At 61.8% G+C, this 25,049-nt stretch carries 20 protein-coding genes; 14 read left to right on the plus strand and 6 right to left on the minus strand.

Annotated features, from left to right (window positions below; all coding sequences use genetic code 11):
- Positions 1-50 precede the first annotated feature (50 nt).
- The 3 genes from QRN10_RS01610 to QRN10_RS01620 all read left to right on the plus strand — a co-directional run bounded on the left by QRN10_RS01610 (position 51) and on the right by QRN10_RS01620 (position 4,851).
- On the plus strand, positions 51-2,753 hold the full coding sequence (locus QRN10_RS01610) for a [protein-PII] uridylyltransferase (protein WP_253510927.1): 2,703 nt from the start codon (positions 51-53) through the stop codon (positions 2,751-2,753).
- 58 nt (positions 2,754-2,811) lie between these two features.
- Positions 2,812-4,011 (plus strand): succinyldiaminopimelate transaminase, encoded by a 1,200-nt coding sequence (gene dapC / locus QRN10_RS01615; RefSeq protein ID WP_253510924.1) that lies wholly within the window; start codon positions 2,812-2,814, stop codon positions 4,009-4,011.
- A 132-nt stretch (positions 4,012-4,143) separates the two neighbouring features.
- Complete coding sequence (locus tag QRN10_RS01620; protein WP_285427743.1) at positions 4,144-4,851, plus strand: M12 family metallopeptidase; 708 nt, start codon at positions 4,144-4,146, stop codon at positions 4,849-4,851.
- Positions 4,852-4,869: 18 nt separating this feature from the next.
- Here QRN10_RS01620 and QRN10_RS01625 read toward each other — a convergent pair whose 3' ends face one another.
- Entirely contained in the window at positions 4,870-6,507 is a 1,638-nt protein-coding gene (locus tag QRN10_RS01625; protein WP_181079244.1) for a Na+/H+ antiporter, read from the minus strand.
- Between the two features lie 266 nt (positions 6,508-6,773).
- Here QRN10_RS01625 and QRN10_RS01630 point away from each other — a divergent pair, with 266 nt between their 5' ends.
- The 4 genes from QRN10_RS01630 to QRN10_RS01645 all read left to right on the plus strand — a co-directional run bounded on the left by QRN10_RS01630 (position 6,774) and on the right by QRN10_RS01645 (position 9,834).
- A complete protein-coding gene (locus QRN10_RS01630; RefSeq protein WP_231980866.1) occupies positions 6,774-7,082 on the plus strand; it encodes an arsenate reductase in 309 nt (102 codons plus the stop codon).
- Between the two features lie 32 nt (positions 7,083-7,114).
- Positions 7,115-8,149, plus strand: coding sequence for a 2,3,4,5-tetrahydropyridine-2,6-dicarboxylate N-succinyltransferase (dapD, locus tag QRN10_RS01635; protein WP_181079241.1), 1,035 nt, complete (start codon positions 7,115-7,117; stop codon positions 8,147-8,149).
- A gap of 69 nt (positions 8,150-8,218) precedes the next feature.
- Entirely contained in the window at positions 8,219-9,424 is a 1,206-nt protein-coding gene (locus QRN10_RS01640; protein ID WP_181079238.1) for an aminotransferase class V-fold PLP-dependent enzyme, read from the plus strand.
- Complete coding sequence (locus QRN10_RS01645; RefSeq protein ID WP_181079236.1) at positions 9,421-9,834, plus strand: SufE family protein; 414 nt, start codon at positions 9,421-9,423, stop codon at positions 9,832-9,834. The genes QRN10_RS01640 and QRN10_RS01645 overlap by 4 nt, the downstream gene beginning before the upstream one ends.
- A 21-nt stretch (positions 9,835-9,855) precedes the next feature.
- On the opposite strand, the gene tcdA is transcribed toward QRN10_RS01645, so the two are convergent.
- Positions 9,856-10,665 carry a tRNA cyclic N6-threonylcarbamoyladenosine(37) synthase TcdA gene (gene tcdA / locus QRN10_RS01650; RefSeq protein ID WP_502941358.1) on the minus strand — a complete coding sequence of 270 codons (810 nt, stop codon included), beginning with the start codon at positions 10,663-10,665 and terminating at the stop codon, positions 9,856-9,858.
- Between the two features lie 217 nt (positions 10,666-10,882).
- On the opposite strand from tcdA, the gene QRN10_RS01655 reads away from it, so the two are divergent.
- From QRN10_RS01655 to QRN10_RS01670, 4 genes are all read left to right on the plus strand, one after another.
- Positions 10,883-13,474 carry a glycosyltransferase gene (locus tag QRN10_RS01655; protein ID WP_181079231.1) on the plus strand — a complete coding sequence of 864 codons (2,592 nt, stop codon included), beginning with the start codon at positions 10,883-10,885 and terminating at the stop codon, positions 13,472-13,474.
- Positions 13,475-13,586: 112 nt separating this feature from the next.
- A complete protein-coding gene (dapE, locus tag QRN10_RS01660) occupies positions 13,587-14,738 on the plus strand; it encodes a succinyl-diaminopimelate desuccinylase (RefSeq protein ID WP_285427745.1) in 1,152 nt (383 codons plus the stop codon).
- Positions 14,738-15,547, plus strand: a complete 810-nt coding sequence (locus QRN10_RS01665) for a putative RNA methyltransferase (protein ID WP_181079225.1) — start codon at positions 14,738-14,740, stop codon at positions 15,545-15,547. The genes dapE and QRN10_RS01665 overlap by 1 nt, the downstream gene beginning before the upstream one ends.
- A gap of 51 nt (positions 15,548-15,598) precedes the next feature.
- Positions 15,599-15,976 (plus strand): hypothetical protein, encoded by a 378-nt coding sequence (locus QRN10_RS01670; protein WP_181079223.1) that lies wholly within the window; start codon positions 15,599-15,601, stop codon positions 15,974-15,976.
- 85 nt (positions 15,977-16,061) lie between these two features.
- On the opposite strand, the gene QRN10_RS01675 is transcribed toward QRN10_RS01670, so the two are convergent.
- The gene (locus tag QRN10_RS01675; protein ID WP_034096225.1) at positions 16,062-16,271 is read right to left on the minus strand and encodes a cold-shock protein; all 210 of its coding nucleotides are present in this window, start codon (positions 16,269-16,271) and stop codon (positions 16,062-16,064) included.
- Between the two features lie 182 nt (positions 16,272-16,453).
- On the opposite strand from QRN10_RS01675, the gene plsB reads away from it, so the two are divergent.
- Genes plsB through QRN10_RS01690 form a run of 3 tightly spaced genes read left to right on the plus strand, consistent with a single transcriptional unit; the run spans position 16,454 to position 20,136 of the window.
- Positions 16,454-18,958, plus strand: a complete 2,505-nt coding sequence (plsB, locus tag QRN10_RS01680; RefSeq protein WP_181079220.1) for a glycerol-3-phosphate 1-O-acyltransferase PlsB — start codon at positions 16,454-16,456, stop codon at positions 18,956-18,958.
- Between the two features lie 51 nt (positions 18,959-19,009).
- Complete coding sequence (locus QRN10_RS01685) at positions 19,010-19,411, plus strand: YbaY family lipoprotein (RefSeq protein ID WP_181079218.1); 402 nt, start codon at positions 19,010-19,012, stop codon at positions 19,409-19,411.
- Between the two features lie 35 nt (positions 19,412-19,446).
- On the plus strand, positions 19,447-20,136 hold the full coding sequence (locus QRN10_RS01690) for a DUF4197 domain-containing protein (RefSeq protein ID WP_181079215.1): 690 nt from the start codon (positions 19,447-19,449) through the stop codon (positions 20,134-20,136).
- A 106-nt stretch (positions 20,137-20,242) separates the two neighbouring features.
- Here the strand turns inward: QRN10_RS01690 and QRN10_RS01695 are convergent, their stop codons facing one another.
- The 3 genes from QRN10_RS01695 to QRN10_RS01705 are packed head-to-tail and all read right to left on the minus strand — an operon-like array spanning position 20,243 to position 25,010.
- Positions 20,243-20,836, minus strand: a complete 594-nt coding sequence (locus QRN10_RS01695; protein WP_181079212.1) for a LysE family translocator — start codon at positions 20,834-20,836, stop codon at positions 20,243-20,245.
- Positions 20,837-20,838: 2 nt separating this feature from the next.
- Positions 20,839-23,904, minus strand: a complete 3,066-nt coding sequence (locus tag QRN10_RS01700) for an efflux RND transporter permease subunit (RefSeq protein WP_253510909.1) — start codon at positions 23,902-23,904, stop codon at positions 20,839-20,841.
- 5 nt (positions 23,905-23,909) lie between these two features.
- Complete coding sequence (locus QRN10_RS01705; protein ID WP_285427747.1) at positions 23,910-25,010, minus strand: efflux RND transporter periplasmic adaptor subunit; 1,101 nt, start codon at positions 25,008-25,010, stop codon at positions 23,910-23,912.
- Positions 25,011-25,049 lie beyond the last annotated feature (39 nt).

Raw genomic sequence — 25,049 nt, forward strand, 5'->3', positions numbered from 1 at the left:
TTCCCAAACGGTGTTGTGACTGATTCATAGATAGAAAGGAAAGCCGAACGATGCCCCAGGTGGATCCCGAACTCTTCGACCGCGGCCAGTTCCAGGCCGAACTGGCATTGAAGGCGAGCCCGATCGCCGCCTTCAAGAAAGCCATCCGCCAGGCCCGCGAGGTGCTCGACGCGCGCTTTCGCAGTGGGCGCGACATCCGTCGCCTGATCGAGGACCGCGCCTGGTTTGTCGATAACATTCTGCAAAAGGCCTGGGAGCAGTTCACCTGGAGCACCGACGCCGATATCGCCCTGGTGGCGGTCGGCGGCTACGGTCGTGGCGAATTGCACCCCTACTCCGACATCGACCTGCTGATCCTGCTGGGCAGCGCCGATCATGAGGTCTTTCGCGATTCCATCGAGCGTTTTCTCACACTGTTGTGGGACATCGGCCTGGAAGTCGGCCAGAGCGTACGCTCGGTGGACGAATGCGCCGAAGAGGCCCGTGCCGATCTGACCGTGATCACCAACCTGATGGAAAGCCGCACCATCGCCGGCCCCGAACGCCTGCGCCAGCGCATGCTCGACGTCACCAGCACCGCGCACATGTGGCCGAGCAAGGACTTCTTTCTGGCCAAGCGCGCCGAGCAGAAAGCCCGGCACCACAAGTACAACGACACCGAGTACAACCTGGAACCCAACGTCAAGGGCTCGCCCGGCGGCCTGCGGGACATCCAGACCATTCTGTGGGTTGCCCGTCGCCAGTACGGCACCCTGAACCTGCGCGCCCTGGCCGGCGAAGCGTTCCTGGTGGAAAGCGAAAATGCGCTGCTGGCCTCCTCCCAGGAATTCCTGTGGAAAGTGCGCTACGCCCTGCACATGCTCGCCGGGCGCGCCGAAGACCGCCTGTTGTTTGACCACCAGCGCTCCATCGCCACATTGCTCGGCTTCGAAGGCGAAGACGCCAAGACCAGCATCGAAAGCTTCATGCAGCAGTACTACCGCGTGGTCATGAGCATCGCGCAACTGAGCGATCTGATCATTCAGCACTTCGAAGAGGTCATCCTGGCCCCCGAAGATGAAGCACCGCCGCAGCCAATCAACGCGCGCTTCCAGTTGCACGACGGCTATATCGAAGCACGCAGCGACAATGTCTTTCGCCGCACGCCTTTCGCCATGCTGGAAATCTTCGTGCTGATGGCCCAGCAGCCGGAAATCAAAGGCGTGCGCGCCGACACCATTCGCCTGCTGCGGGAAAATCGCCACCTGATCGACGACGACTTTCGCAACGATATCCGTAACACCAGCCTGTTCATCGAGCTGTTCAAGTGCAAGATCGGCATCCACCGCAACCTGCGCCGCATGAATCGCTACGGCATCCTCGGGCGCTACCTGCCCGAGTTCGGCTTTATCGTGGGGCAGATGCAGCACGACCTGTTCCACATCTATACCGTCGACGCGCACACGCTCAACCTGATCAAACACCTGCGTAAGTTGCAGTACACCCAAGTGTCGGAGAAATTCCCGTTGGCCAGTAAGCTCATGGCCAAACTGCCCAAGCCCGAATTGATTTACCTGGCCGGGCTGTATCACGACATCGGCAAAGGTCGGCATGGCGACCACTCGGAAGTCGGTGCCGTTGACGCCGAGGCCTTCTGTCAGCGTCATCAACTGCCGCTGTGGGACAGCCGCCTGATCGTCTGGCTGGTGCAGAACCACCTGGTGATGTCGACCACCGCCCAACGCAAGGACTTGTCCGACCCGCAGGTGATCCACGATTTCGCCCAGGTGGTCGGCGATGAAACCCGCCTCGACTACCTGTACGTGCTCACGGTGTCCGATATCAACGCCACCAACCCCACTCTGTGGAACTCCTGGCGCGCCAGCCTGCTGCGCCAGCTGTACACCGAGACCAAGCGCGCCCTGCGCCGTGGCCTGGAAAACCCGGTGGACCGCGAGGAGCAGATCCGGCGAACCCAAAGCGCCGCCCTGGATATCCTGGTGCGCGGCGGCAACGACCCCGACGATGTCGAGCAATTGTGGTCGCAATTGGGTGACGATTACTTCCTGCGCCACACCGCCGGCGATGTGGCCTGGCACACTGACGCGATCCTGCAGCAACCCGCCGACGGCGGCCCGCTGGTGTTGATCAAGGAAACCACCCAGCGCGAATTCGAGGGTGGCACGCAGATTTTCATCTATGCGCCGGACCAGCATGATTTCTTCGCCGTGACCGTGGCCGCCATGGACCAGCTCAACCTGAACATTCATGACGCTCGGGTCATCACCTCCAGCAGCCAGTTCACCCTCGACACCTATATCGTGCTCGACACCGATGGCGACTCGATCGGCGATAATCCGGCGCGCGTGAAGAAGATCCGCGAAGGCCTTACCGAGGCCCTGCGCAACCCCGATGACTACCCGACCATCATCCAGCGCCGCGTGCCGCGCCAGCTCAAGCACTTTGCGTTCGCACCCCAGGTGACTATTTCCAACGATGCGCAACGCCCGGTCACCGTGCTGGAGCTCAGTGCGCCGGATCGCCCTGGCCTGCTGGCACGCATCGGCGGGATCTTCCTGGAGTTCGACCTGTCGCTGCAGAACGCCAAGATTGCGACGCTCGGCGAGCGGGTCGAAGACGTGTTCTTCATTACCGATGCCGATAACCAACCGTTGTCGGACCCTGAACTGTGCCGGCGCTTGCAGGAAGCCATCGTCCAACAGTTGAGCGTGACACAGGAGCCCGGAGTCGAGCTGACGCGCCTGACAATTTGATATCAGGAGCGGCCCGCCGCTCCTTTTGCAGTTTTAACGCCTTGCACGAGATCCACCGATGAACAACGCCCTGAACCAGCTGCAGCCCTACCCGTTCGAGAAACTGCGCGCCCTGCTGGGCAGCGTCACGCCAAACCCGGACAAGCGCCCCATTGCCCTGTCCATCGGCGAACCCAAGCACAAGTCGCCGACATTCGTGGCCGAGGCGTTGAGCAGCAATCTCGATCAGATGGCGGTATACCCCACCACACTGGGCATTCCGGCGCTGCGCGAGGCCATAGGTGCCTGGTGCGAACGTCGCTTCAGCGTGCCCAAGGGCTGGCTGGACCCGGCGCGCAATATCCTGCCGGTCAACGGCACCCGCGAAGCCCTGTTCGCGTTCACTCAAACCGTGGTCAATCGCGGTGACGACGCACTGGTGGTGAGCCCGAACCCGTTCTACCAGATCTACGAAGGCGCCGCGTTCCTCGCCGGCGCCCAGCCGCATTATCTGCCGTGCCTGGACAGCAACGGCTTCAACCCGGATTTCGACGCGGTCTCGCCGGACATCTGGAACCGTTGCCAGATCCTGTTCCTGTGCTCCCCCGGCAACCCGACCGGCGCGTTGATTCCAATCGACACCCTGAAAAAACTTATCGCCCTGGCCGATGAATACGACTTTGTGATCGCCGCCGACGAGTGCTACAGCGAGCTGTATTTCGACGAGCAAACCCCGCCGCCGGGCCTGCTCAGCGCCTGCGTTGAACTGGGTCGCCAGGACTTCAAGCGTTGCGTGGTGTTTCACAGCCTGTCCAAGCGTTCCAACCTGCCGGGCCTACGCTCAGGTTTTGTGGCCGGTGATGCCGAGATTCTGAAGGCCTTCCTGCTGTACCGCACTTACCATGGCTGCGCTATGCCCGTGCAGACGCAACTGGCCAGCATCGCGGCCTGGCAGGACGAGGCTCATGTCCAGGCTAACCGTGAGCTGTACCGCGAGAAATTCGACGCCGTATTGGCGATCCTCAAGCCGGTGCTGGATGTGCAGGCCCCGGACGGCGGGTTCTACTTATGGCCGAAGGTGAATGGCGAAGACGCTGCGTTCTGTCGCGACCTGTTCGTGCAGGAGCATGTGACCGTAGTGCCCGGCTCGTATCTGTCGCGCGAGGTGGACGGTTTCAACCCAGGCGCAGGGCGTGTGCGCATGGCGTTGGTGGCGCCATTGGCGGAGTGCGTGGAAGCGGCCGAACGCGTGCGCGCCTTTGTCCAACGCAATATTTGAGGCCTGCGGCCCGTACGCGCCACAACGCATACGGGCCAAACTTACACGCCCTCATACCTGATGCTGGAACCACCCTGTGGTCAGGACGACTCAAGGGACACCCTTGTCCTTCAACACCACAGGTCAGCCCGCATGATTTCTCCCACGCACTTCACCCCGATTTATCCGTCAATCACTGACTGCAGCGTCGAAAACGCACACCCGTCCGAAAGAGGCGCAAGAACCCGCCGCAATGTGGGAGAGCCTGCCAAATACTGGCCACAGAACAGCACCCTCAAGATCGCACTATCCGATTACGAAATGAATGATCCCTATGTGGTGGCCGTCAAAAACGCCGCCAGCCAGTGGTTGCCGCATATCAATCTACGCTTCGAGTTCGTCTCGGGAGACACGGGTGATGTGCGCATCACGCAGCACGGCAACAAAAGCGGAGGCAGCTCTGAAATAGGCACCGATGCCGTGAACAGATTCGGTGACCCAACCATGCTGTTGCCTCTGGACCATACGGCTGCCAACTTCGAGTACACCGTCATTCACGAATTCGGGCACATGCTCGGCGCCCTCCACGCCCATCAGCACCCCGACGCAACTATCTCGTGGAACCTGCCCGCTCTGAGTCGACAGTTCACGCAGAGCATGCTGCAAGACAACTTCCTGAAGGTGCCGCGCAGCGGTACGTATGACCTTTTGCCCTATGACCCGGACTCGGTCATGCACTATTCCACTCAAAGCGGGTGGACCACCGACACCGTCGTGCACTCAAGGAACGCGATGCTCAGCCAGGGCGATATCGCCTGGGCGAAGAAGGCCTACCCCAGGGCGCCGGCGACCGCCGAGTGACCCCAGTAGCGACTCCCTTCACTTTCGCGGCCCCAGGTTGGCCTCGCTCATGTCCAGGTCCGCCAGCACCTCGCGCAATACATCGTCGCCGATCTGGTGCTGGCGGCTGAGCCGATACAGCTCCAATCGCTGGGCCCTCAATGCCTTGAGCCGCAACCTGCTTTCCAATTGATCCAGTTGCAACGCCAACGCCTGTGCTTCGGCGGAGTCGTTGAACACCTCCAATTGATGGCGGTACTCCGACATGATTCGCGCCTTGAGTTCGGTGGCCAACGCCGCCTGTGCCGCATCCTGTGTCTCGTTGGACTCCTCGATTTCCAACGCATGGATAGCGGCCACCGCCGTCTTTTTCCAAGCCTCGCGCACCTCTTTATGGCGCTTTTCGTCAGGACTCTTTTCGATACCGCGCAACAGTAGCGGCAAGGCGATGCAGGCGGCGATCAACGACAGCAGGATTACCCCGGCCGCGATGAAGATCAGCAAATCACGTTCGGGAAAATCCTGGCCTGGCGCGAGCAGCAGCGGCACTGACATGACACCGGCCAGGGTCACGGCACCGCGCACACCGCCGACGGTCAACAGCCAGCAGGAGCGCGCGGTTGGGACCAATGTCAGTTCGCTTTTGCCACGCAGCCGTCGCAGCAGTCCCGACAGGCGCCAGATGCTTTGTACCCAGACGAAGCGCAACACCACCAAGACCAGGAAAATTGCGACGACTTCCAGACAGCGATACAGCAAGGTCGGCCACAGCGTCGATTCATGACTCACCACTGCCTTGATGATGTCCGGTAACTGAAGGCCCAACAGCAGGAAAATCAGGCCATTGAAGGCGAACTCCAGCAACGACCATACGCTGCGATTAAGCAGGCGTGTGCTGGTCTGGCGTGGCAGCAGGTCGAGCCAGCTTTGCATCATGCCGGCCGCCACCGCCGAGAGAATGCCCGAGGCGCCCAAGCGCTCGGCAAGCACATAGGCGGCGAACGGCAGCAGCAACATGAACACCACATGCGTCGCCGGATCGTCCCAGCCGCGAGCGATCATCCAAGCGCGCAACCGCCCGACCAGCCAACTCAATGCCACGCCCACCGCCAGGCCACCGACGGCAACCAGCACGAAGGTCAGGCTGGCATCGGCCAACGAAAACACCCCGGTCAACGCCGCGGCCAAGGCGAACTTGAAGGTCACCAGACCCGACGCGTCATTCATCAACGCCTCGCCCTGCAGCATGTGCATCAGTGGCGTCGGCAAGCGATTCTGGGAAATGGCCGACACCGCCACGGCATCGGTCGGCGATAACACGGCCGCCAGGGCGAAGGCCACCGGCAGCGGGATCGCGGGCAATATCCAGTGGATGAAGTAACCGGCACCCACCACGGTAAACAGCACCAGCCCTACCGCCAACGTCAGGATCGGCCCGCGCAAACGCCATAATTCACGCTTGGGCATGCGCCAGCCATCGGAGAACAGCAGCGGCGGCAAGAACAGAAACAGAAATAACTCAGGGTCCAACGCCACGTGCAGCCCCAAGGTGGGCCAGGCCAGCAAGGCGCCAGCGGCAATTTGCACCAAAGGCAACGGCAACGGGATGACACGCCCGACCAGGCGCGAAACGCTGACCAGCATCAGCAGGATAAGAACGGTGTAGGCGGTTTGCATAACGCGGGTTCCCGGACAATCAACAAGCAACGACACCCCTCTGGCAACAACGCGCCGTTGAAGTGCCATATTAGCCGCCTATGCTGCGCGCTGGCGTTTGCACAAAAGTCGCACGGCGCTGACGAGCGGCACCCAAATGCGCTGGGCGTGGCATAATCCCAGACCTTTGGCTTTCATCAGCCCATTCCATTGGATCAGAGGGGGGCAATTCCTTGACCGCTTCAAGCAAAACGTTGCACCTTTTCGGTATCAAAGCGTGCGACACCATGAAAAAGGCGCGTACCTGGCTCGATGAGCACGCGGTGAATTATGAGTTCCATGACTACAAAACGGCCGGTATCGACCGCGAACACTTGACCCAATGGTGCAACGAGCACGGCTGGCAAGTGGTGTTGAACCGCGCGGGTACCACCTTTCGCAAACTCGAAGACGAACGCAAAGCCGATCTCGATCAGTCGAAAGCCATTGAATTGATGCTCGCGCAACCCTCGATGATCAAGCGCCCGGTGCTGGATCTCGGCGACAGAACCCTGATTGGCTTCAAGCCAGACATTTATTCGGCGGCCCTCAAGTAGGCCAGCCCTTTTATTTTTGTAGAGGTAACAGCATGTCCCATTCCCTGTTCAGCCTGGGCTTCGGCGTCGGCACTCAGAACCGCCAAGGCGCTTGGCTGGAAGTGTTCTACGCACAGCCGTTGCTCAACCCTTCGGTTGAAATCGTCGCGGCCATCGCGCCGATCCTCGGTTACAGCGAAGGCAACCAGGCCATCACGTTTACCGTCACTCAGGCCCTGCAAATGGCGGATGCGCTCAAAGGCGTCGATGCTACCCAGGCCGCGCTGCTCAGCCGTCTGGCCGAAAGCCACACGCCGCTGGTCGCCACCCTGCTGGCCGACGACGCCGCGCTGACCTCCACGCCTGAGGCCTACCTCAAGCTGCACCTGCTGTCCCATCGCCTGGTCAAGCCCCATGGCCTGAACCTGGCCGGTGTATTCCCGCAACTGCCGAACGTGGCGTGGACCAGCCAGGGCGCGATCGACATCGGCGAATTGGCCGAGCGTCAACTGGAAGCGCGCCTGCGTGGCGAACTGCTGGAAGTGTTCTCGGTGGACAAGTTCCCGAAAATGACCGACTACGTGGTCCCGGCCGGGGTGCGCATCGCTGACGCCGCGCGCCTGCGCCTGGGCGCCTACGTCGGCGAAGGCACCACCGTGATGCATGAAGGTTTCGTCAATTTCAACGCCGGCACCGAAGGCCCGGGCATGATCGAAGGCCGCGTATCGGCCGGTGTATTCGTCGGCAAGGGTTCGGACCTGGGCGGCGGTTGCTCCACCATGGGCACCCTGTCGGGCGGCGGCAACATTGTGATCAAGGTCGGCGAAGGCTGCCTGATCGGGGCCAATGCCGGTATCGGTATCCCGCTGGGCGATCGTAATACCGTGGAGTCGGGCCTGTACGTCACCGCCGGCACCAAGGTCGCGCTGCTCGACGAGCAGAACCAACTGGTGAAGGTGGTCAAGGCGCGCGAGCTGGCCGGCCAGCCCGACCTGCTGTTCCGTCGCAACTCCGAGACCGGTGCCGTGGAGTGCAAAACCCACAAATCGGCCATCGAACTGAACGAAGCGCTGCACGCTCACAACTAAGCAGCCACTCGATGCCACTGGCGGGCCTTACCTTCGCGGTGCGGCCCGCTTATACGAGTCTTGATCATCATGCTTGTGCCCTCCCCCTGGCGCGCGGACTTTCCGGCGATCGCCACCCTGCAACGGCAGGACCAGACCTATCTGGACAACGCCGCCACCACGCAGAAACCCCAGGCGCTGCTGGACGCGATCAGCCATTACTACGCCAACGGCGCAGCCAATGTACACCGCGCCCAACACTTGCCCGGCGCTCATGCGACCCAGGCCTTCGAAGACAGCCGCAGCAAGGTTGCACAGTGGTTGAATGCAGGTGACAGCGGGCAAATCGTATTTACCCATGGCGCAACGTCTGCGCTGAACCTCCTGGCCTATGGCCTTGAGCACTTATTCACAGCGGGCGATGAAATCGTTATCAGCGCCCTGGAACACCACGCCAATCTACTGCCGTGGCAGCAACTGGCTGAACGTCGCGAGTTGGAGCTGGTGGTATTGCCACTCAATGATGACGGCGTGATCGATGTTGAAGCCGCCGCAGGATTGATCGGCCCCCGCACGCGCCTGCTGGCGGTGAGCCAGTTGTCCAATGTATTGGGAGCCTGGCAACCGCTGGAAACCTTGCTGGCCATGGCCCGAGCCCACGGCGCCCTGACCGTGGTGGATGGCGCCCAGGGTATCGTCCATGGTCGCCATGACGTGCAGGCCCTGGGCTGCGACTTCTATGCCTTTTCCAGCCACAAACTGTACGGCCCGGATGGCGTCGGCGTGTTGTTTGGCCGCAATGAGGCCCTGCATGGCCTGCGCCACTGGCAATTTGGCGGCGAGATGGTCCAGCAGGCGGACTATCACAGCGCCAGCTTCCGTCCCGCGCCGCTGGGTTTCGAAGCCGGCACGCCGCCGATCGCCGGCGTGATCGGCCTGGGCGCGACCCTGGATTACCTCAGCTCGCTGGACCCTCAGGCGGTTCTCGCCCATGAAGCCGCGCTGCATGATTACCTGCTGCGCGGCCTGAAAGCCCGCAACGGCGTGCGCGTGCTGGGCTCGCCGCAGGCCGCGTTGGTCAGCTTTGTGGTCGACGGCATCCATAACGCCGACCTCGCGCACCTGCTCACCGAGCAAGGGATTGCCGTACGCGCCGGCCATCACTGTGCAATGCCGCTGCTCAAGGCGATGCACTTGTCGGGGGCGGTCCGTGTATCCCTGGCGCTGTACAACGATTCCGATGACCTGGAACGCTTCTTCGGCGCGCTGGATCAGGCGCTGGAGATGTTGCGATGAACTTGCCCACGCAGGCCGCGAGTGCGCTTGAAGCGTTTCAAGCCGTCGGCAGCTGGGAACAACGCGCCCGAATGCTGATGCAGTGGGGCGAACGCCTGCCCGCCTTGGCGGATGAAGACAAGGTCGATGCGAACCTGGTGCAGGGCTGCGAGAGCCTGGTGTGGTTGGTTGGCCGGTTGGAGAGCGACCACTGGCAGTTCGCCGCCAGCAGCGATGCGCGGATGATTCGTGGGTTGGTGGCATTGCTGCTGGCGCGGGTCAACGGATTATCGAGCGCGCAGTTGCAGGTGGTCGACTTGCCCGACTGGTTCAATCAACTCGGGCTTTCCCGCCAACTGTCGCCGTCGCGCAGCAATGGCTTGAATGCAGTCCTGCAGCGCATGCGAACACTAAGCCAAACACAGAACTGAATGTGGGAGGCGCGGCGAGACTCAGGTGGGCTTGACGCGCTCCGACGGCCGGCGCACCCCGGCCACAATTTTGTCCACCGCCTTGGTCGCCGCCACCATGCCGAAGGTCGCGGTGACCATCATCACCGCGCCAAACCCACCGGCGCAGTCCAGCTTCACCCCATCGCCCACGAAGCTTTTCTGCAAACAGATGCTGCCATCCGGCTTGGGATAGCGCAGTTGTTCGGTGGAAAACACGCACGGCACGCTGTAGTGACGGGTCACGGTGCGGGAGAAACCATAGTCGCGGCGTAACGTGGAGCGCACTTTCGAGGCCAACGGGTCGTTGAAAGTACGGTTCAGGTCGCAGACCTGAATCAGTGTCGGGTCGATCTGCCCACCCGCGCCGCCGGTGGTGATGATCTGGATCTTGCGGCGCTTGCACCAGGCAATCAGCGCGGCCTTGGCGTTGACGGCGTCGATGCAGTCGATCACGCAATCGATGTTCGGCGTGATGTACTCGGCCATGGTGTCGCGGGTCACGAAATCCGCCACCGCATGCACCGTGCACTCCGGGTTGATGCCGCGCAGGCGTTCGGCCATGACCTCGACCTTGGGCCTGCCCACGGTGCTGTCGAGGGCGTGCAACTGGCGGTTGCTGTTGCTGACGCAGACGTCGTCCAGGTCAAACAGCGAAATCTCGCCGACACCGCAGCGGGCCATGGCCTCAGCCGCCCACGAGCCCACGCCGCCGATGCCGACGATCGCCACATGGGCCGCTTTCAAGCGTTCCAGGCCCTCAATGCCATACAAACGGGCAACGCCTGCAAACCGCGGATCTTCTGTACTCATGACCACCACCTCAAAAACCGGCGCGCATTATAGGGCTACGCAGCGACAAGTTTTAAGCTACAAGCTACAAGTTAAGAACTTAGATGTACTTTCGCTGCCCAATGTCCGGTTTTTCTCGGCTTGCTGTACGGTCAGGGAAAGGCCGGTGTAGGATGCGCGCCGTTCGGCGCAGGCCGGCACCTCATTTCGTTCCACACCCTTTGGAACCCGCATAACCATGGCATCGCGTAAATTTGGACTCAACCTGGTGGTGGTGCTGGCAATTGCCGCGCTGTTCACCGGCTTCTGGGCGCTGATCAACCGCCCGGTCTCCGCACCCAACTGGCCTGAACAAATCTCCGGGTTTTCCTACTCGCCGTTCCAGCAAGGCCAGTACCCGCAAAAAGACCAATACCCCACCGATGAACAGATGCGTCAGGACCTTGCGATCATGAGCAAGCTGACGGACAACATCCGTACTTACTCGGTCGACGGCACCTTGGGGGATATTCCCAAACTGGCCGAAGAGTTCGGCCTGCGAGTAACCCTGGGGATCTGGATCAGCCCAGACCTGGAGCGCAACGAACGCGAAATCCAGCGCGCCATCGAGATCGCCAACAGCTCGCGCAGCGTTGTGCGCGTGGTGGTGGGCAACGAAGCGTTGTTCCGCGAGGAAATCACCCCTGAGGCCCTGATCGTGCTGCTGGACCGCGTGCGCGGTGCCGTCAAAGTTCCGGTGACCACTTCCGAGCAATGGCACATCTGGGAACACAACCCACAACTGGCCAAGCACGTTGACCTGATCGCCGCGCACATCCTGCCGTACTGGGAACATATTCCGGTGGATAAAGCCGGCCAATTCGTACTCGACCGCGCCAGGGACCTGAAGAAAACCTTCCCGAAAAAACCGCTGCTGCTGTCGGAAGTCGGCTGGCCGAGCAACGGCCGCATGCGCGGCGGGGCTGACGCATCGCCCGCTGACCAGGCGATTTACCTGCGTACGCTGGTGAACAAGCTCAATCGCCAGGGCTACAACTACTTTGTGATCGAGGCATTCGACCAGCCGTGGAAGGCCAGTGATGAAGGCTCGGTCGGCGCTTATTGGGGCGTGTTCAACGCCGCGCGCCAACAGAAATTCAACTTCGAAGGGCCGGTCGTGGCGATTCCGCAATGGCGCGTGCTGGCCATCGGCTCGGTGGTGCTGGCACTGCTGTCCCTGACCCTGCTGATGATCGACGGCTCGGCCCTGCGCCAGCGCGGCCGGACGTTCCTGACCTTTATCGCGTTCCTGTGCGGTTCGGTGCTGGTATGGATCGGCTACGACTACAGCCAGCAATACAGCACCTGGTTCAGCCTGACCGTCGGCTTTTTGCTGGCGCTCGGTGCACTGGGCGTGTTCATCGTGTTGCTGACCGAAGCCCACGAACTGGCCGAAGCGGTGTGGACCCACAAGCGTCGGCGTGAATTCCTGCCGGTGCTCGGCGATTCGGACTACCGCCCGAAAGTATCGATCCACGTGCCGTGCTACAACGAGCCGCCGGAGATGGTCAAACAGACCCTGGACGCCCTGGCCGCCCTCGATTACCCGGACTACGAAGTCCTGATCATCGACAACAACACCAAGGACCCGGCCGTCTGGGAGCCGGTGCGCGATTACTGCGAGACCCTCGGTCCGCGTTTCAAGTTCTTCCACGTCGCGCCACTGGCCGGCTTCAAGGGCGGCGCGCTGAACTACCTGATCCCGCACACCGCCAAGGACGCCGAAGTGATCGCGGTGATTGACTCCGACTACTGCGTATCGCCCAACTGGCTCAAGCACATGGTGCCGCACTTCGCCGACCCGAAAATCGCCGTGGTGCAATCGCCGCAGGATTATCGCGACCAGAACGAGAGCACCTTCAAGAAGCTCTGCTACGCGGAATACAAAGGCTTCTTCCATATCGGCATGGTCACCCGCAACGACCGCGATGCGATCATCCAGCACGGCACCATGACCATGACCCGCCGCTCGGTGCTCGAAGAGCTGGGCTGGGCCGACTGGTGCATCTGTGAAGACGCCGAACTGGGCCTGCGGGTATTCGAGAAAGGTCTGTCGGCGGCGTATTACCACGACAGCTACGGCAAAGGTTTGATGCCCGATACCTTCATCGACTTCAAGAAACAGCGTTTCCGCTGGGCCTACGGTGCGATCCAGATCATCAAGCGCCACACCGCCAGCCTGCTGCGCGGCAAGGACACCGAGCTGACCCGTGGCCAGCGTTACCACTTCCTGGCGGGCTGGCTGCCGTGGGTGGCGGACGGCATGAACATCTTCTTCACCGTCGGCGCGCTGTTGTGGTCGGCGGCGATGATCATCGTGCCGACGCGGGTCGACCCGCCATTACTGATTTTCGCGATTCCGCCATTGGCGTTGTTCGTGTTCAAGGTGGGCAAGATCATCTTCCTGTACCGCCGTGCGGTGGGCGTGAACCTCAAGGATGCGTTCTGCGCAGCCCTGGCCGGGTTGGCGTTGTCCCACACCATCGCCAAGGCGGTGCTGTATGGCTTCTTCACCACCAGTATTCCGTTCTTTCGTACACCGAAAAACGCGGATAACCACGGTTTCTGGGTGGCGATTTCCGAAGCCCGCGAAGAAATGTTCATCATGCTGCTGTTGTGGGGCGCGGCGCTGGGGATCTACCTGGTGCAGGGCCTGCCGAGCAATGACATGCGCTTCTGGGTGGTGATGCTGCTGGTGCAGTCGCTGCCGTACGTGGCGGCGCTGATCATGGCGTTCCTGTCGTCGCTGCCCAAACCGGCGCCGGCGGTGGAGCCCGCGCCGGCCGCGTAAAAACTTGCGCAATGCACTAAACGGCGGCCTCTGGCCGCCGTTTTGCTATAAGATAACGGCCGTTTTGTCCGCCCGCCCTGCTCTTCCAAACACGCTTTCCGGAGTTTTCCCCATGACGGCCCATGCCGACCTTTCGCCGACCCTTCAACTTGCCATCGACCTGATCCGTCGTCCCTCGGTCACGCCGATCGACGCCGATTGCCAGAAGCTGATGATGCAGCGCCTGGGCGATGCCGGTTTTGCGCTGGAGCCGATGCGCATCGAGGACGTGGACAACTTCTGGGCCACCCATGGCAAGCACGACGGCCCGGTGTTGTGCTTCGCCGGTCACACCGATGTGGTCCCGACCGGCCCCGTGCAGGCCTGGCAGAACGACCCATTCGACGCCTTGATCGACGAGAACGGCATGCTCTGCGGGCGTGGCGCAGCCGACATGAAAGGCAGCCTGGCGGCCATGCTGGTAGCGTCCGAGCGCTTCGTCGCCGACTACCCGGACCACAAGGGCTCGGTGGCCTTCCTGATCACCAGCGATGAAGAAGGCCCGGCGCACCATGGCACCAAGGCCGTGATCGAGCGCCTGGCCGCGCGCAAGGAGCGCCTGGACTGGTGCATCGTCGGCGAACCGTCGAGCACCACCCTGGTCGGCGATGTAGTCAAGAACGGGCGCCGTGGCTCACTCGGCGCCACGTTGACCGTGCGCGGCGTGCAAGGCCACGTGGCCTACCCGCACCTGGCGAAGAACCCCATCCACCTGGCTGCGCCGGCACTGGCCGAGCTGGCCGCCGAGCATTGGGACGACGGCAACGCGTTCTTCCCGCCTACCAGTTTCCAGATTTCCAACCTCAACTCCGGCACCGGCGCCACCAACGTGATTCCCGGCGAGCTGACGGCAGTGTTCAATTTCCGCTTTTCCACCGAGTCCACCGTGGAAGGTCTGCAGCAACGAGTTGCGCAGATTCTCGACAAGCACGGCCTGGACTGGCACGTGGAATGGGCGCTGTCGGGGCTGCCGTTCCTGACCGAACCGGGAGCGTTGCTGGACGCGGTGTCGGCCAGCATCAAGGCGATCACCGGTCGCGACACCCAGGCGTCCACCAGTGGCGGCACGTCCGATGGCCGCTTCATTGCGACCCTCGGCACCCAAGTGGTCGAACTGGGGCCGGTCAACGCGACCATCCACCAGGTCAATGAACGCATTCTGGCCAGCGACCTCGATGTACTGACAGAAATCTATTACCAGACCCTGATCAAGTTGCTCGCCTGATGCTCGCCTGCCCCATTTGCAGCGCTCCGCTCAACGCAGTGGACAATGGCGTGGCGTGCCCGGCCGGGCATCGATTCGACCGTGCGCGCCAGGGTTACCTGAACCTGTTGCCGGTGCAGCACAAGAACAGCCGCGACCCCGGCGACAATCTGGCCATGGTCGAGGCCCGTCGCGACTTCCTCAATGCCGGGCACTACGCCCCGGTGGCCAGGCGCCTGGCTGAACTGGCCGCTGAACGTGCACCGCAGCGCTGGGTGGATATCGGCTGTGGCGAGGGCTATTACACTGCGCAGATCGCCGAGGCGCTGCCCCATGCCGACGGCTACGCGCTGGATATTTCCAAGGAGGCGGTCAAACGCGCGTGCAGGCGCAACCCGGCGCTGACCTGGTTGATCGCCAGCATGGCTCGCGTGCCGTTGGCCGACGCCAGTTGCCAGTTCCTGGCCAGCGTGTTCAGCCCGTTGGACTGGCAGGAAGCCAAGCGCCTGCTCAGCCCCGGCGGCGGCTTGATGAAGGTCGGCCCTACCCGCGGCCACCTGATGGAGCTGCGCGAACGTCTGTATGACGAAGTGCGCGAATACACCGACGACAAGCACCTGGCCCTGGTGCCATCGGGCATGAGCCTGGCACACAGCGAAATCCTCGAATTCACACTGAGCCTGGCCGATCCCCGGGACCGCGCCAACCTGCTGGCCATGACGCCCCACGGCTGGCGGGCCAGCGCCGAACGCCGCGCCGAAGTGATCGAAGCGGTTGAGCCGCTTAAGGTCACGGTGTCGATGCGCTACGATTATTTCGTGCTTCAATAACCGACTTTATTTTCGCGAATGGATTTTCGAATCCCGCAACGAGGAACATCCATGCGCCAACCCGATATCGAGATTTACCTCAAGGACGCCGACGTCGACCACAAGGCCATTGCTGCCTGGCTCGGCACCGCCCTGGGGACGTGCAGCGACTGGGTCCAGAAAGGCCAGACCTACAAGTGCACGGCCGGCAACGTGCCTGTCACCTGGCTGCCAAAGGCCGTCGGCAAATGGAACAGCCTGTACCTGGAAAGCGACCAGACCCCATGGGACGACGACATCGCCTGCGCCCGCGCCGCGTTTGCCGCGCTGAACGTTGAAGTGCGCTGCGCGCCGGGCTCGTGGGTCGAGGAAGAAGGTGAAGAAAGCGCCGACACCTGGATTCGCATCAGTGCAGACGGTGAAGAGCAGATTACTTGGAGGACGGGTTGAAAAAGCAGCTTCAAGCGGCAAGCTGCAAGCTGTAAGCCAAAGCGCTTGTAGCTTGTAGCTTGTAGCTTAAAACCTGCCACTCAGCCTACAGGCCGACCACATCCTCGGCCTGCAAACCCTTCTCGCCGCTCACCACGGCGTATTCCACCTGCTGGCCCTCGGCCAGGGAGCGGTGGCCTTCACCGCGAATGGCGCGGTAGTGCACAAACACATCCTGGCCGTCCTCACGCTGAATGAAGCCATAGCCCTTTGCATCGTTGAACCACTTCACATTGCCGGTTTCACGCGTTGCCATCTGTTTTACTCCCACTTCGGTTTTTATTATTGAGCCGGTTCGCGTTGAACTGCCGAGTATATGGCAGGTTCAAAGCCTTCAACTCAAGTTTACATCGCTGCTTTTTTGCCGATTTTCGGCGAATACGGCACACTACCCGCCCGAGCGCCTGCTCGGTTTTTCTCACTTGAAGCAGCTCGCCTATGACCCGCTCCCCGTTCCGCCGTCTGGTGTTTGGCACCTTGCGCCGACTGTTGTACCTCTGGGTTCGCTCGGAGACGATCAACCAGTCGTCCCTTACCCTTAACCTGGACCGCAGCCGGCCGGTGTTCTACGTCCTGCAATCGCCCTCCCTCACCGAACTGGCCGTAGTCGACGCCGAGTGCACCAAGGCCGGCCTGCCACGCCCGGTGTTGCCGGTGTCGGTAGGCCCGCTGATGGAGCCGGCGGCGTTCTTCTACCTCACGCCGGAACCGGACTGGCTGGGTCGCCAGGACAAGCGCGGCGCGCCACCGACCCTGACCCGCCTGGTCAACACCCTCAGCGACCATGCCGAAGAGAATGCACAAATCATTCCGGTCAGCGTGTTCTGGGGCCAGTCCCCCGAGAGCGAGTCCAGCCCGTGGAAGCTGCTGTTCGCCGACAGTTGGGCGGTCACCGGGCGTCTGCGTCGGCTGTTGAGCATTCTGATTCTGGGACGCAAGACCCGTGTGCAATTCTCCGCGCCTATCAACCTGCGTGAATTGATCGAGCACAATAAAGGTCACGAACGCACCGTGCGCATGGCCCAGCGCATCCTGCGTGTGCACTTTCGTAACCTGAAGACTGCGGTGATCGGCCCCGACCTGTCGCATCGGCGCAATCTGGTGAAGGGTCTGGTCAATATGCCGCTGGTGCGCCAGGCCATCGCCGACGAAGCCGAACGCGAAAAGATCTCGCCGGAAAAAGCCAAAGCCCAGGCCCTGCGGTATGGCAACGAAATCGCTTCGGACTACACCTACACCGCGATCCGCTTTCTGGAAGTGGTGCTGAGCTGGTTCTGGAACAAGATCTACGACGGCATCAAGGTCAATAACATCGAGGGTGTGCAACAGGTCGCCCAGGGCTACGAGGTGATCTACGTCCCGTGCCATCGCAGTCATATCGACTACCTGCTGCTGTCCTACCTGCTGTTCAAGAACGGCCTGACCCCGCCGCACATTGCCGCCGGCATCAACCTCAACATGCCGGTGATCGGCAGCCTGCTGCGCCGTGGCGGTGCGTTTTTCATGCGCCGCACCTTCAAGGGCAATCCGCTCTACACCGCCGTGTTCAACGAATACCTGCATACGCTGTTCACCAAGGGCTTCCCGGTGGAGTACTTCGTCGAAGGCGGACGCTCGCGCACCGGGCGCATGCTGCAGCCGAAGACCGGCATGCTGGCGATCACATTGCGCAGCTTCCTGCGCTCATCGCGCATGCCGATTGTGTTCGTGCCGGTGTACATCGGTTATGAGCGCGTGCTCGAAGGCCGCACTTACCTCGGAGAATTGCGCGGGGCGAGCAAGAAGAAAGAGTCGATCTTCGATATTTTCAAGGTGGTCGGTGCGCTCAAGCAGCGCTTCGGCCAGGTCGCGGTCAACTTCGGCGAGCCGATCAAGCTGGCGGAATTTCTCGACGCCGAGCAACCGGACTGGCGCGCCCAGGATTTGGGGCCGAACTACAAGCCGGCATGGCTCAACGAAACCACCCATCGCCTGGGCGAACAGGTGGCGCGCCACTTGAACGAAGCCGCCGCCGTGAACCCGGTGAACCTGGTGGCCCTGGCGCTGCTGTCCACTACGCGCCTGGCCCTGGATGAACAGGCCATGGCCCGTCAGCTGGATCTGTACTTGACGCTGTTGCGCCGCGTGCCGTACTCGCCCCATACCACCGTGCCGGAAGGCGATGGCATGGCGCTGATCCGGCACGTCAAAGACATGAAGCTGCTGTCGGAACAAAGTGACGCTCTGGGCAAGATTCTGTACCTGGACGAGCAGAACGCGGTCTTGATGACCTACTACCGCAACAACGTGCTGCACATCTTCGCTCTGCCGGCGCTGCTGGCGAGCTTCTTCCAGAGCAGCTCGCGCATGAGCCGCGAACAGATCCTGCGGTACACCCACGCGCTGTACCCGTACCTGCAATCGGAGCTGTTTATCCGCTGGTCCCTGGACGAGCTGGACGCCGTCATCGATCAATGGCTGGAAGCGTTCGTCGAACAAGGCCTGCTGCGTTTCGAAAACGACGTGTACCTGCGCCCGGCCCCGAGTTCGCGACACTTTGTGCTGTTGACGCTGCTGTCCAAAAGCATCGCCCAGACCCTGCAGCGCTTCTACATGGCGATCTCGCTGCTGCTCAACAGCGGCCAGAACAGCATCAGTGCCGAAGAATTGGAAGACCTGTGCACGATCATGGCCCAGCGCCTGTCGATCCTGCATGGTCTCAACGCGCCGGAGTTCTTCGACAAGAGTCTTTTCCGACATTTCATTCAGACGTTGCTGGAGCAAGATGTGCTGCGCCGCGATGACGCCGGCAAGTTGAGCTATCACGACCTGCTCGGCGAGCTGGCCGAAGGCGCGGCCAAACGCGTACTGCCGGCCGAGATTCGCCTGTCGATCCGCCAGGTGGCCTTGCACCGTGTGGACGGTGCCGGGGATGCGCCGGTGCAAGCGCAAGAAAGCCACTAGATTGAATAACGCGCCGGAGAGCCTCCGGCCCCGTTGAAAAGGAGCTGCACCATGAAAAAGATCATTCTTCTGGGCCTCACCGCCCTGCTCGGAGCCTGCCAATCCATGAGTCCCGCGCCCAAGGCCAGCCTCGACGGCGAAGTGTTCTACCTGCAACGTATCGCCCTGCCGCCAACGGCGACCTTGAGCGTGAGCCTGCAGGACGTGTCCCTGGCGGACGCGCCCGCAGCGGTCCTGGCCGAGCAGAAAGGCCCGGTCAAAGGTCAGGTACCGCTGGCATTTCACTTGAGCTACGACCCGGCGCAGGTCAAGCCTGGCCACAGTTATGCGGTGAGTGCTCGCATCGAGCTGGAGGGCAAGCTACTGTTTACCACGACTGAACGCCACACAGTGCGACTCGACGGCCAGGATCCACAGCCGCTGCGCCTGCGCGTCAATGCCGTGGCCCCCTGAAGCAGCCCCCTGAATTCGAACATAAGGAAGCCCTCATGCTCCGCAACTCCCTTCGCCTCACTGCCCTGTGTGCCGGCCTGCTGCTCGGCGCCAACGCCTTGGCCCTGGATCTGGGCAGCCTGTCCCAGAGCGACGCCGCCGGCGGCCTGAAGGATGCCCTGACCCAAGGCGCTCAGGTCGCCGTCAAGCAGCTGGGCGTGCCCGGTGGTTTCAGCAATAACCCCGAAGTGAAGATCGGCCTGCCGGGCAAGTTGGGCAAAGTCGCCGACAAACTGAAAATGTTCGGCATGGGCGACCAGGTCACCCAGCTGGAAACCAGCATGAACAAAGCCGCCGAAACGGCCGTGACCCAGGCCCAGCCGATTCTGGTGAATGCCGTGAAAAACATGAGCGTCACCGACGCCAAAGGCATCCTCAGCGGCGGCCAGGATTCGGCCACCCAATACCTGGATAAAAGCAGCCGCGAACAAATTCGCGCCAAGTTCCTGCCCATCGTCAAGGCCGCGACCGACAAGGTCGGCGTCGCGCAGCAATACAACGCCCTGGCCGGCAAGGCCGCAGCCTTCGGCGCCCTGGACGCCAAGAGCGCCAACGTCGAAAACTACGTGACTGAACAGGCACTGGATGGTTTGTTCAAGATGATCGCGCAGCAGGAAGAGACGATTCGCCAGAACCCTGCGGCGGCTGCCACCAGTTTGGCGAAGAAAGTGTTCGGCACCCTTTAAACGAAGCACAGAACAGTACCGATGAACCACAAAAAAGCCCTGATCTCCTCAGGGCTTTTTTGTTTTTCACCGCGCACAAAGCCAGGCGGGACGATTCGATAATGTGTCAGGTGAGAATCGAGGTCGCCAGGCGGCCAAGCAGCACCGTCGCAAAACAACCAATGGCGAGCGCGGCGGTCCGGTTGATGACACGCGGCGTCAGCCAGTGCCGCCCGCGCCCGACGACGCCGGCGCCGAATACGATCCAGGCCGCCCCGACCGGTATCACGACCAATGCCAGCGTGCCCATGAAGGCGAGGTAACCGGTCCAGTGGATAAACGTATCGGGTGGCGCGATCAACGAGGCGATCAACAGCCCTTTAGGGTTCATCACCGTCATCCAGAAAAAATACCCACCGGTGAAGCGGTCCTGGTTCACGTCTTCCAGAGCTTTTACGCTGCGCCATAAGCGCCAGGACAGCACTAGCAGGTAGGTGCCCGCCGCCAACTGGATCAGCTTGACGGCCCAAGGGGAGTAAGCCGCCAGGTAGAGCAGCGCCACTCCCCACACCGACACTTGCAGCAGGTACGCCAGGCATTCGATAAAGGCCAGCTTCCACGACGCCCGCAGGCCGAACAACACACCGGCGCGGAACAACAGCGTGTTAGTCGGGCCAGGGGCAAGCAACAACAACATCAGGGCTGAAACGGTGGCCAGCATGATTACGCGACGTCCTTCCTCACTCGGAACCACGCAGCATACAGGGCCGGCAGGAACAATAGGGTCAATGCCGTGGCCACGATCAACCCGCCCATGATTGCAACCGCCATCGGCCCGAAGAATACGCTGCGCGACAGCGGGATCATCGCCAGCACCGCCGCGAGTGCCGTCAGCACAATCGGCCGGAAGCGGCGCACGGTGGCTTCGATGATTGCCTGCCAGGGGGCCAGGCCGGCCTTGATGTCCTGCTCGATCTGGTCCACCAGGATCACTGAGTTGCGCATGATCATCCCGGACAGGGCAATGGTGCCGAGCATGGCGACGAAGCCAAAAGGCTGACGGAACGCCAGCAGGAACAAGGTCACGCCGATCAGACCCAACGGCGCCGTCAGAAAAACCATCGCCATGCGTGAGAAACTGCGCAGCTGCAACATCAGCAACGTCAGCACCACCACGATAAACAGCGGTACCCCGGCCTTCACCGAATTCTGGCCGCGCGCGGAATCTTCAACGGTGCCGCCGACTTCCAGCAGGTAACCGTCGGGCAGTTCAGCGCGCACGTCGGCGAGGGTCGGCAGGATCTGCTGCACCAGCGTCGCAGGTTGTTCCTTGCCGTAGATATCCGCGCGGACCGTCACGGTGGGCAAGCGGTTGCGGTGCCAGATCACGCCTTCCTCAAAACCGTATTCGAGGGTGGCGATCTGCGACAGCGCAACGCTTTTGCCATTGTCGGTGGGCACTGCCAGGCTGGGTAACCGCGACAGTTCGGTGCGTTCATGGCGAGTGCCGCGCAGGAGGATTTCGATCAACTCGTTGTCCTCGCGGTACTGGCTGACGCTGGAACCGGTCAACGAGCTCTGCAGGAATTTCGACAGGTTGGCGGTGCTCACGCCCAAGGCCCGAGCGCGGTCCTGGTCGATATTGAGGGAGACGATTTTGCTCGGTTCTTCCCAGTCCAGGTGTACGTTGACCACGTGGGTGTTTTCGCGAACCTTCGCAGCGACCTTGCGTGCCAGGGCGCGGACTTCCTCGATGTGCTCGCCGGTTACGCGAAACTGCACCGGGTAGCCCACGGGAGGACCGTTCTCCAGGCGAGTGACACGCGAGCGCAGGTCGGGAAACTGTTCGTTGAGCGTGCCAATCAGCCAGGTGCGCAGGGTTTCGCGTTCTTCGATGCTGTTAGCCAGTACCACGAACTGGGCGAAACTGGTGGCCGGCAATTGCTGGTCCAGGGGCAGGTAAAAGCGCGGCGAACCGGTGCCGATATAGGCCACATAGTTGTCGATACCGGCATGCTCCTTGAGCAGCGTTTCCAGGCGTTTGACCTGGTCGGCGGTGTTGCTCAGGGACGCGCCTTCGGCCAGTTTCAGGTCGACCATCAGCTCCAGGCGACCGGACGCGGGGAAGAACTGCTGCGGCACGAAGCGAAACAACGCCACCGAGCCGACGAATAACATAAGTGTCAGCACGATCACGGTTTTGCGCCGTTTCACACACCACTCCACCACCCGCCTTACACGTTGATAAAACGGCGTACCGTAGGGATCCGGGCCATCGTGACCGTGCTTGGCGGCATGAATTTTCGCCAGGTCCGGCAGGAGTTTTTCCCCCAGGTAGGGCACGAACACCACGGCGGCGACCCAGGAAGCGAGCAACGCAATGGTCACCACCTGAAAGATCGAACGGGTATATTCGCCGGTACTCGACTGCGCGGTTGCAATCGGCAGGAAGCCCGCCGCAGTGATCAGCGTGCCGGTGAGCATCGGGAAGGCGGTACTGGTCCAGGCGAAGCTGGCGGCCTTGAGCCGGTCGTAGCCTTGCTCCATTTTGATTGCCATCATTTCCACGGCAATGATGGCGTCATCGACCAGCAGGCCGAGGGCCAATACCAAAGCGCCGAGAGAGATCTTGTGCAGACCGATGCCGAGGTAATACATGGTGGCAAAGGTCATTGCCAACACCAGCGGGATCGCCAGCGCCACCACCATGCCGGTGCGCAGGCCGAGGGAGAAAAAACTCACCAGCAGCACAATGGCCAATGCCTCGGCCAGCACTTGGACGAATTCGCCGACACCGGTTTTTACTGCGGCGGGCTGGTCCGACACCTTGCGCAGTTGCATGCCCGCTGGAAGGTTCTTTTGCAGGCGTGCGAATTCGCCTTCAAGCGCCTTGCCCAATACCAGAATATCGCCGCCCTCGCGCATCGCCACGGCCAGCCCGATGGCGTCTTCACCCATGTAGCGCATGCGCGGTGCGGGTGGATCGTTGAAACCGCGATGGATATCGGCCACATCGCCGATCCTGAAGGTGCGGTCACCCACGCGAATGGGGAAATTGCGGATCTCCTCGACCGTCTTGAAGTTGCCCGAGACGCGCAACTGCACACGCTCGCTCGGGGTTTCGAAGAAACCGGCGGTGGATACCGCGTTCTGTTCCTGCAAAGCCTGCTGCACGGCGGCCAGCGGCAAGCCGAGGGTGGCGAGCTTGAGGTTGGACAGTTCAATCCAGATTTTTTCGTCCTGCAGCCCGAGCAAGTCGACCTTGCCCACATCGGCCACCCGCTGCAGTTGAATCTGGATGCGGTCGGCGTAGTCCTTGAGCACTGCATAGTCGAAACCGTCGCCGGTCAGGGCGTAGATATTGCCGAAGGTGGTGCCGAATTCGTCGTTGAAAAACGGCCCCTGGATATCCGGCGGCAGCGTCTGGCGGATATCGCTGATTTTCTTGCGCACCTGGTACCACAGTTCGGGAATCTGCGCCGAGTGCATTGCGTCGCGGGCGATGAAGGTCACCTGTGACTCGCCGGGCCGGGAAAACGAGACGATGCGCTCGTAGTCACCGGTCTCCATGAGTTTCTTCTCGATGCGCTCGGTTACCTGCCGCGAGACTTCCTGGGCCGTGGCGCCCGGCCAATTGGTTTTGATCACCATGGCTTTGAAGGTGAAGGGCGGGTCTTCGCTTTGCCCCAGCTTGGTGTAGGACAACGTGCCCACCACGGCCAGCAGGATCATCAGGAACAGCACGATCTGGCGATTACGCAACGCCCATTCGGAAAGATTGAAACCCATCGGGACTACTCCTTGGCCGCCAGATTCACCACACGGTTGGAGCGGTCCACCGGGCGCACCTGCTGCCCCTCGTGGAGCACATGCACACCCGCCGCCACCACCCAATCACTGGCGCTCAAGCCTTCCAGCACCGGCACGGTTTTTTCACCGAAGGCGCCGATACGCACAGGCGTGCGCTTGAGGGTGTAGTCCGGCTCCACACGCCAGACGTAGGACGCACCGTTCTCCGCGCTGAGGGCAGACAGCGGAACGGACAGCGGAATATCACGATCAACTTGGATGAACACGCGAGCGCTCTGCCCCAACTCAGCCGGGACTTTGCCCCCGGTAAACGCCACGCGTGCCGCGAAGGTGCGCGACTTCGGGTCGGCAGCGGGCGACAACTCACGGATGCGCCCGGCGAAGCGTTGGTCCGGCTGGCTCCACAACTCCACGGACACCGGCTGCCCGATCTTGAAGCGACCGAAACCCTGTTCGGGCAGGCTGATCAGCACTTCGCGCTCGCCATCGGTGGCCAGGGTGAATACGGTTTGTCCTGCTGCCACCACTTGACCGACCTCCACGGCACGTTTGGCCACCACGCCATCCTGCGGCGCGCGCAGGACCGCGTAGGCAGCCTGGTTACTGGCCACATCGAATTCGGCTTTGATCTGCTTGAGGCGGGCTTCACCTGAGCGGTAGAGGTTTTCGGCATTGTCGTATTGGGAACGACTGACCATCTGACGCTCCAGCAGCGTCTTGTAGCGGTCACGCTCGGCGCGCACCAGGCTCAGATTGGCCTCGGCGGCGGCGACCTGGGCGCGGCTGGCCTCCAGTTGCAAACGCACATCCTGGGGATCGAGTTCAGCCAGGGCCTGGTTGGCCTTGACCCGCTCGCCTTCGTCCACCAGGCGCTTACTGACTTTGCCGCCGATGCGAAAGGCCAGGTCCGGTTCATAGCGGGCGCGCACTTCACCGGGGTAGCTGTCCATCGACTGCGCCGACGGCTGCGGCTGCACCACCATGGCCGGGCGGAGGGTGGTCTGGGCCGTCTCTTCATGGCCGCAGGCGGCCACCAGGAGGGCCAGACACGCAGGCAACGCAAGGGGCAGGAAAATGCTGCGCATGCTGAAGGACCTTTCGCAAATGATGCTATGAATAATTAT

This window comes from Pseudomonas sp. lyk4-R2A-8, assembly GCF_030209095.1.
GTDB lineage: Bacteria > Pseudomonadota > Gammaproteobacteria > Pseudomonadales > Pseudomonadaceae > Aquipseudomonas > Aquipseudomonas quebecensis.

Excerpts from the sequence above, each read along its gene's own strand:
- QRN10_RS01655 (WP_181079231.1), top strand. The coding sequence starts at position 10,883 with ATGGCATCGCGTAAATTTGGACTCAACCTGGTGGTGGTGCTGGCAATT.
- QRN10_RS01625 (WP_181079244.1), bottom strand. The coding sequence starts at position 6,507 with ATGCAAACCGCCTACACCGTTCTTATCCTGCTGATGCTGGTCAGCGTT.
- QRN10_RS01705 (WP_285427747.1), bottom strand. The coding sequence starts at position 25,010 with ATGCGCAGCATTTTCCTGCCCCTTGCGTTGCCTGCGTGTCTGGCCCTC.
- QRN10_RS01675 (WP_034096225.1), bottom strand. The coding sequence starts at position 16,271 with ATGGCAACGCGTGAAACCGGCAATGTGAAGTGGTTCAACGATGCAAAG.
- dapD (WP_181079241.1), top strand. The coding sequence starts at position 7,115 with ATGTCCCATTCCCTGTTCAGCCTGGGCTTCGGCGTCGGCACTCAGAAC.
- QRN10_RS01620 (WP_285427743.1), top strand. The coding sequence starts at position 4,144 with ATGATTTCTCCCACGCACTTCACCCCGATTTATCCGTCAATCACTGAC.
- QRN10_RS01610 (WP_253510927.1), top strand. The coding sequence starts at position 51 with ATGCCCCAGGTGGATCCCGAACTCTTCGACCGCGGCCAGTTCCAGGCC.
- QRN10_RS01670 (WP_181079223.1), top strand. The coding sequence starts at position 15,599 with ATGCGCCAACCCGATATCGAGATTTACCTCAAGGACGCCGACGTCGAC.
- QRN10_RS01630 (WP_231980866.1), top strand. The coding sequence starts at position 6,774 with ATGAAAAAGGCGCGTACCTGGCTCGATGAGCACGCGGTGAATTATGAG.
- tcdA (WP_502941358.1), bottom strand. The coding sequence starts at position 10,665 with ATGAGTACAGAAGATCCGCGGTTTGCAGGCGTTGCCCGTTTGTATGGC.
- QRN10_RS01665 (WP_181079225.1), top strand. The coding sequence starts at position 14,738 with ATGCTCGCCTGCCCCATTTGCAGCGCTCCGCTCAACGCAGTGGACAAT.
- plsB (WP_181079220.1), top strand. The coding sequence starts at position 16,454 with ATGACCCGCTCCCCGTTCCGCCGTCTGGTGTTTGGCACCTTGCGCCGA.
- QRN10_RS01695 (WP_181079212.1), bottom strand. The coding sequence starts at position 20,836 with ATGCTGGCCACCGTTTCAGCCCTGATGTTGTTGTTGCTTGCCCCTGGC.
- dapC (WP_253510924.1), top strand. The coding sequence starts at position 2,812 with ATGAACAACGCCCTGAACCAGCTGCAGCCCTACCCGTTCGAGAAACTG.
- QRN10_RS01690 (WP_181079215.1), top strand. The coding sequence starts at position 19,447 with ATGCTCCGCAACTCCCTTCGCCTCACTGCCCTGTGTGCCGGCCTGCTG.
- QRN10_RS01700 (WP_253510909.1), bottom strand. The coding sequence starts at position 23,904 with ATGGGTTTCAATCTTTCCGAATGGGCGTTGCGTAATCGCCAGATCGTG.
- QRN10_RS01645 (WP_181079236.1), top strand. The coding sequence starts at position 9,421 with ATGAACTTGCCCACGCAGGCCGCGAGTGCGCTTGAAGCGTTTCAAGCC.
- QRN10_RS01685 (WP_181079218.1), top strand. The coding sequence starts at position 19,010 with ATGAAAAAGATCATTCTTCTGGGCCTCACCGCCCTGCTCGGAGCCTGC.
- dapE (WP_285427745.1), top strand. The coding sequence starts at position 13,587 with ATGACGGCCCATGCCGACCTTTCGCCGACCCTTCAACTTGCCATCGAC.
- QRN10_RS01640 (WP_181079238.1), top strand. The coding sequence starts at position 8,219 with ATGCTTGTGCCCTCCCCCTGGCGCGCGGACTTTCCGGCGATCGCCACC.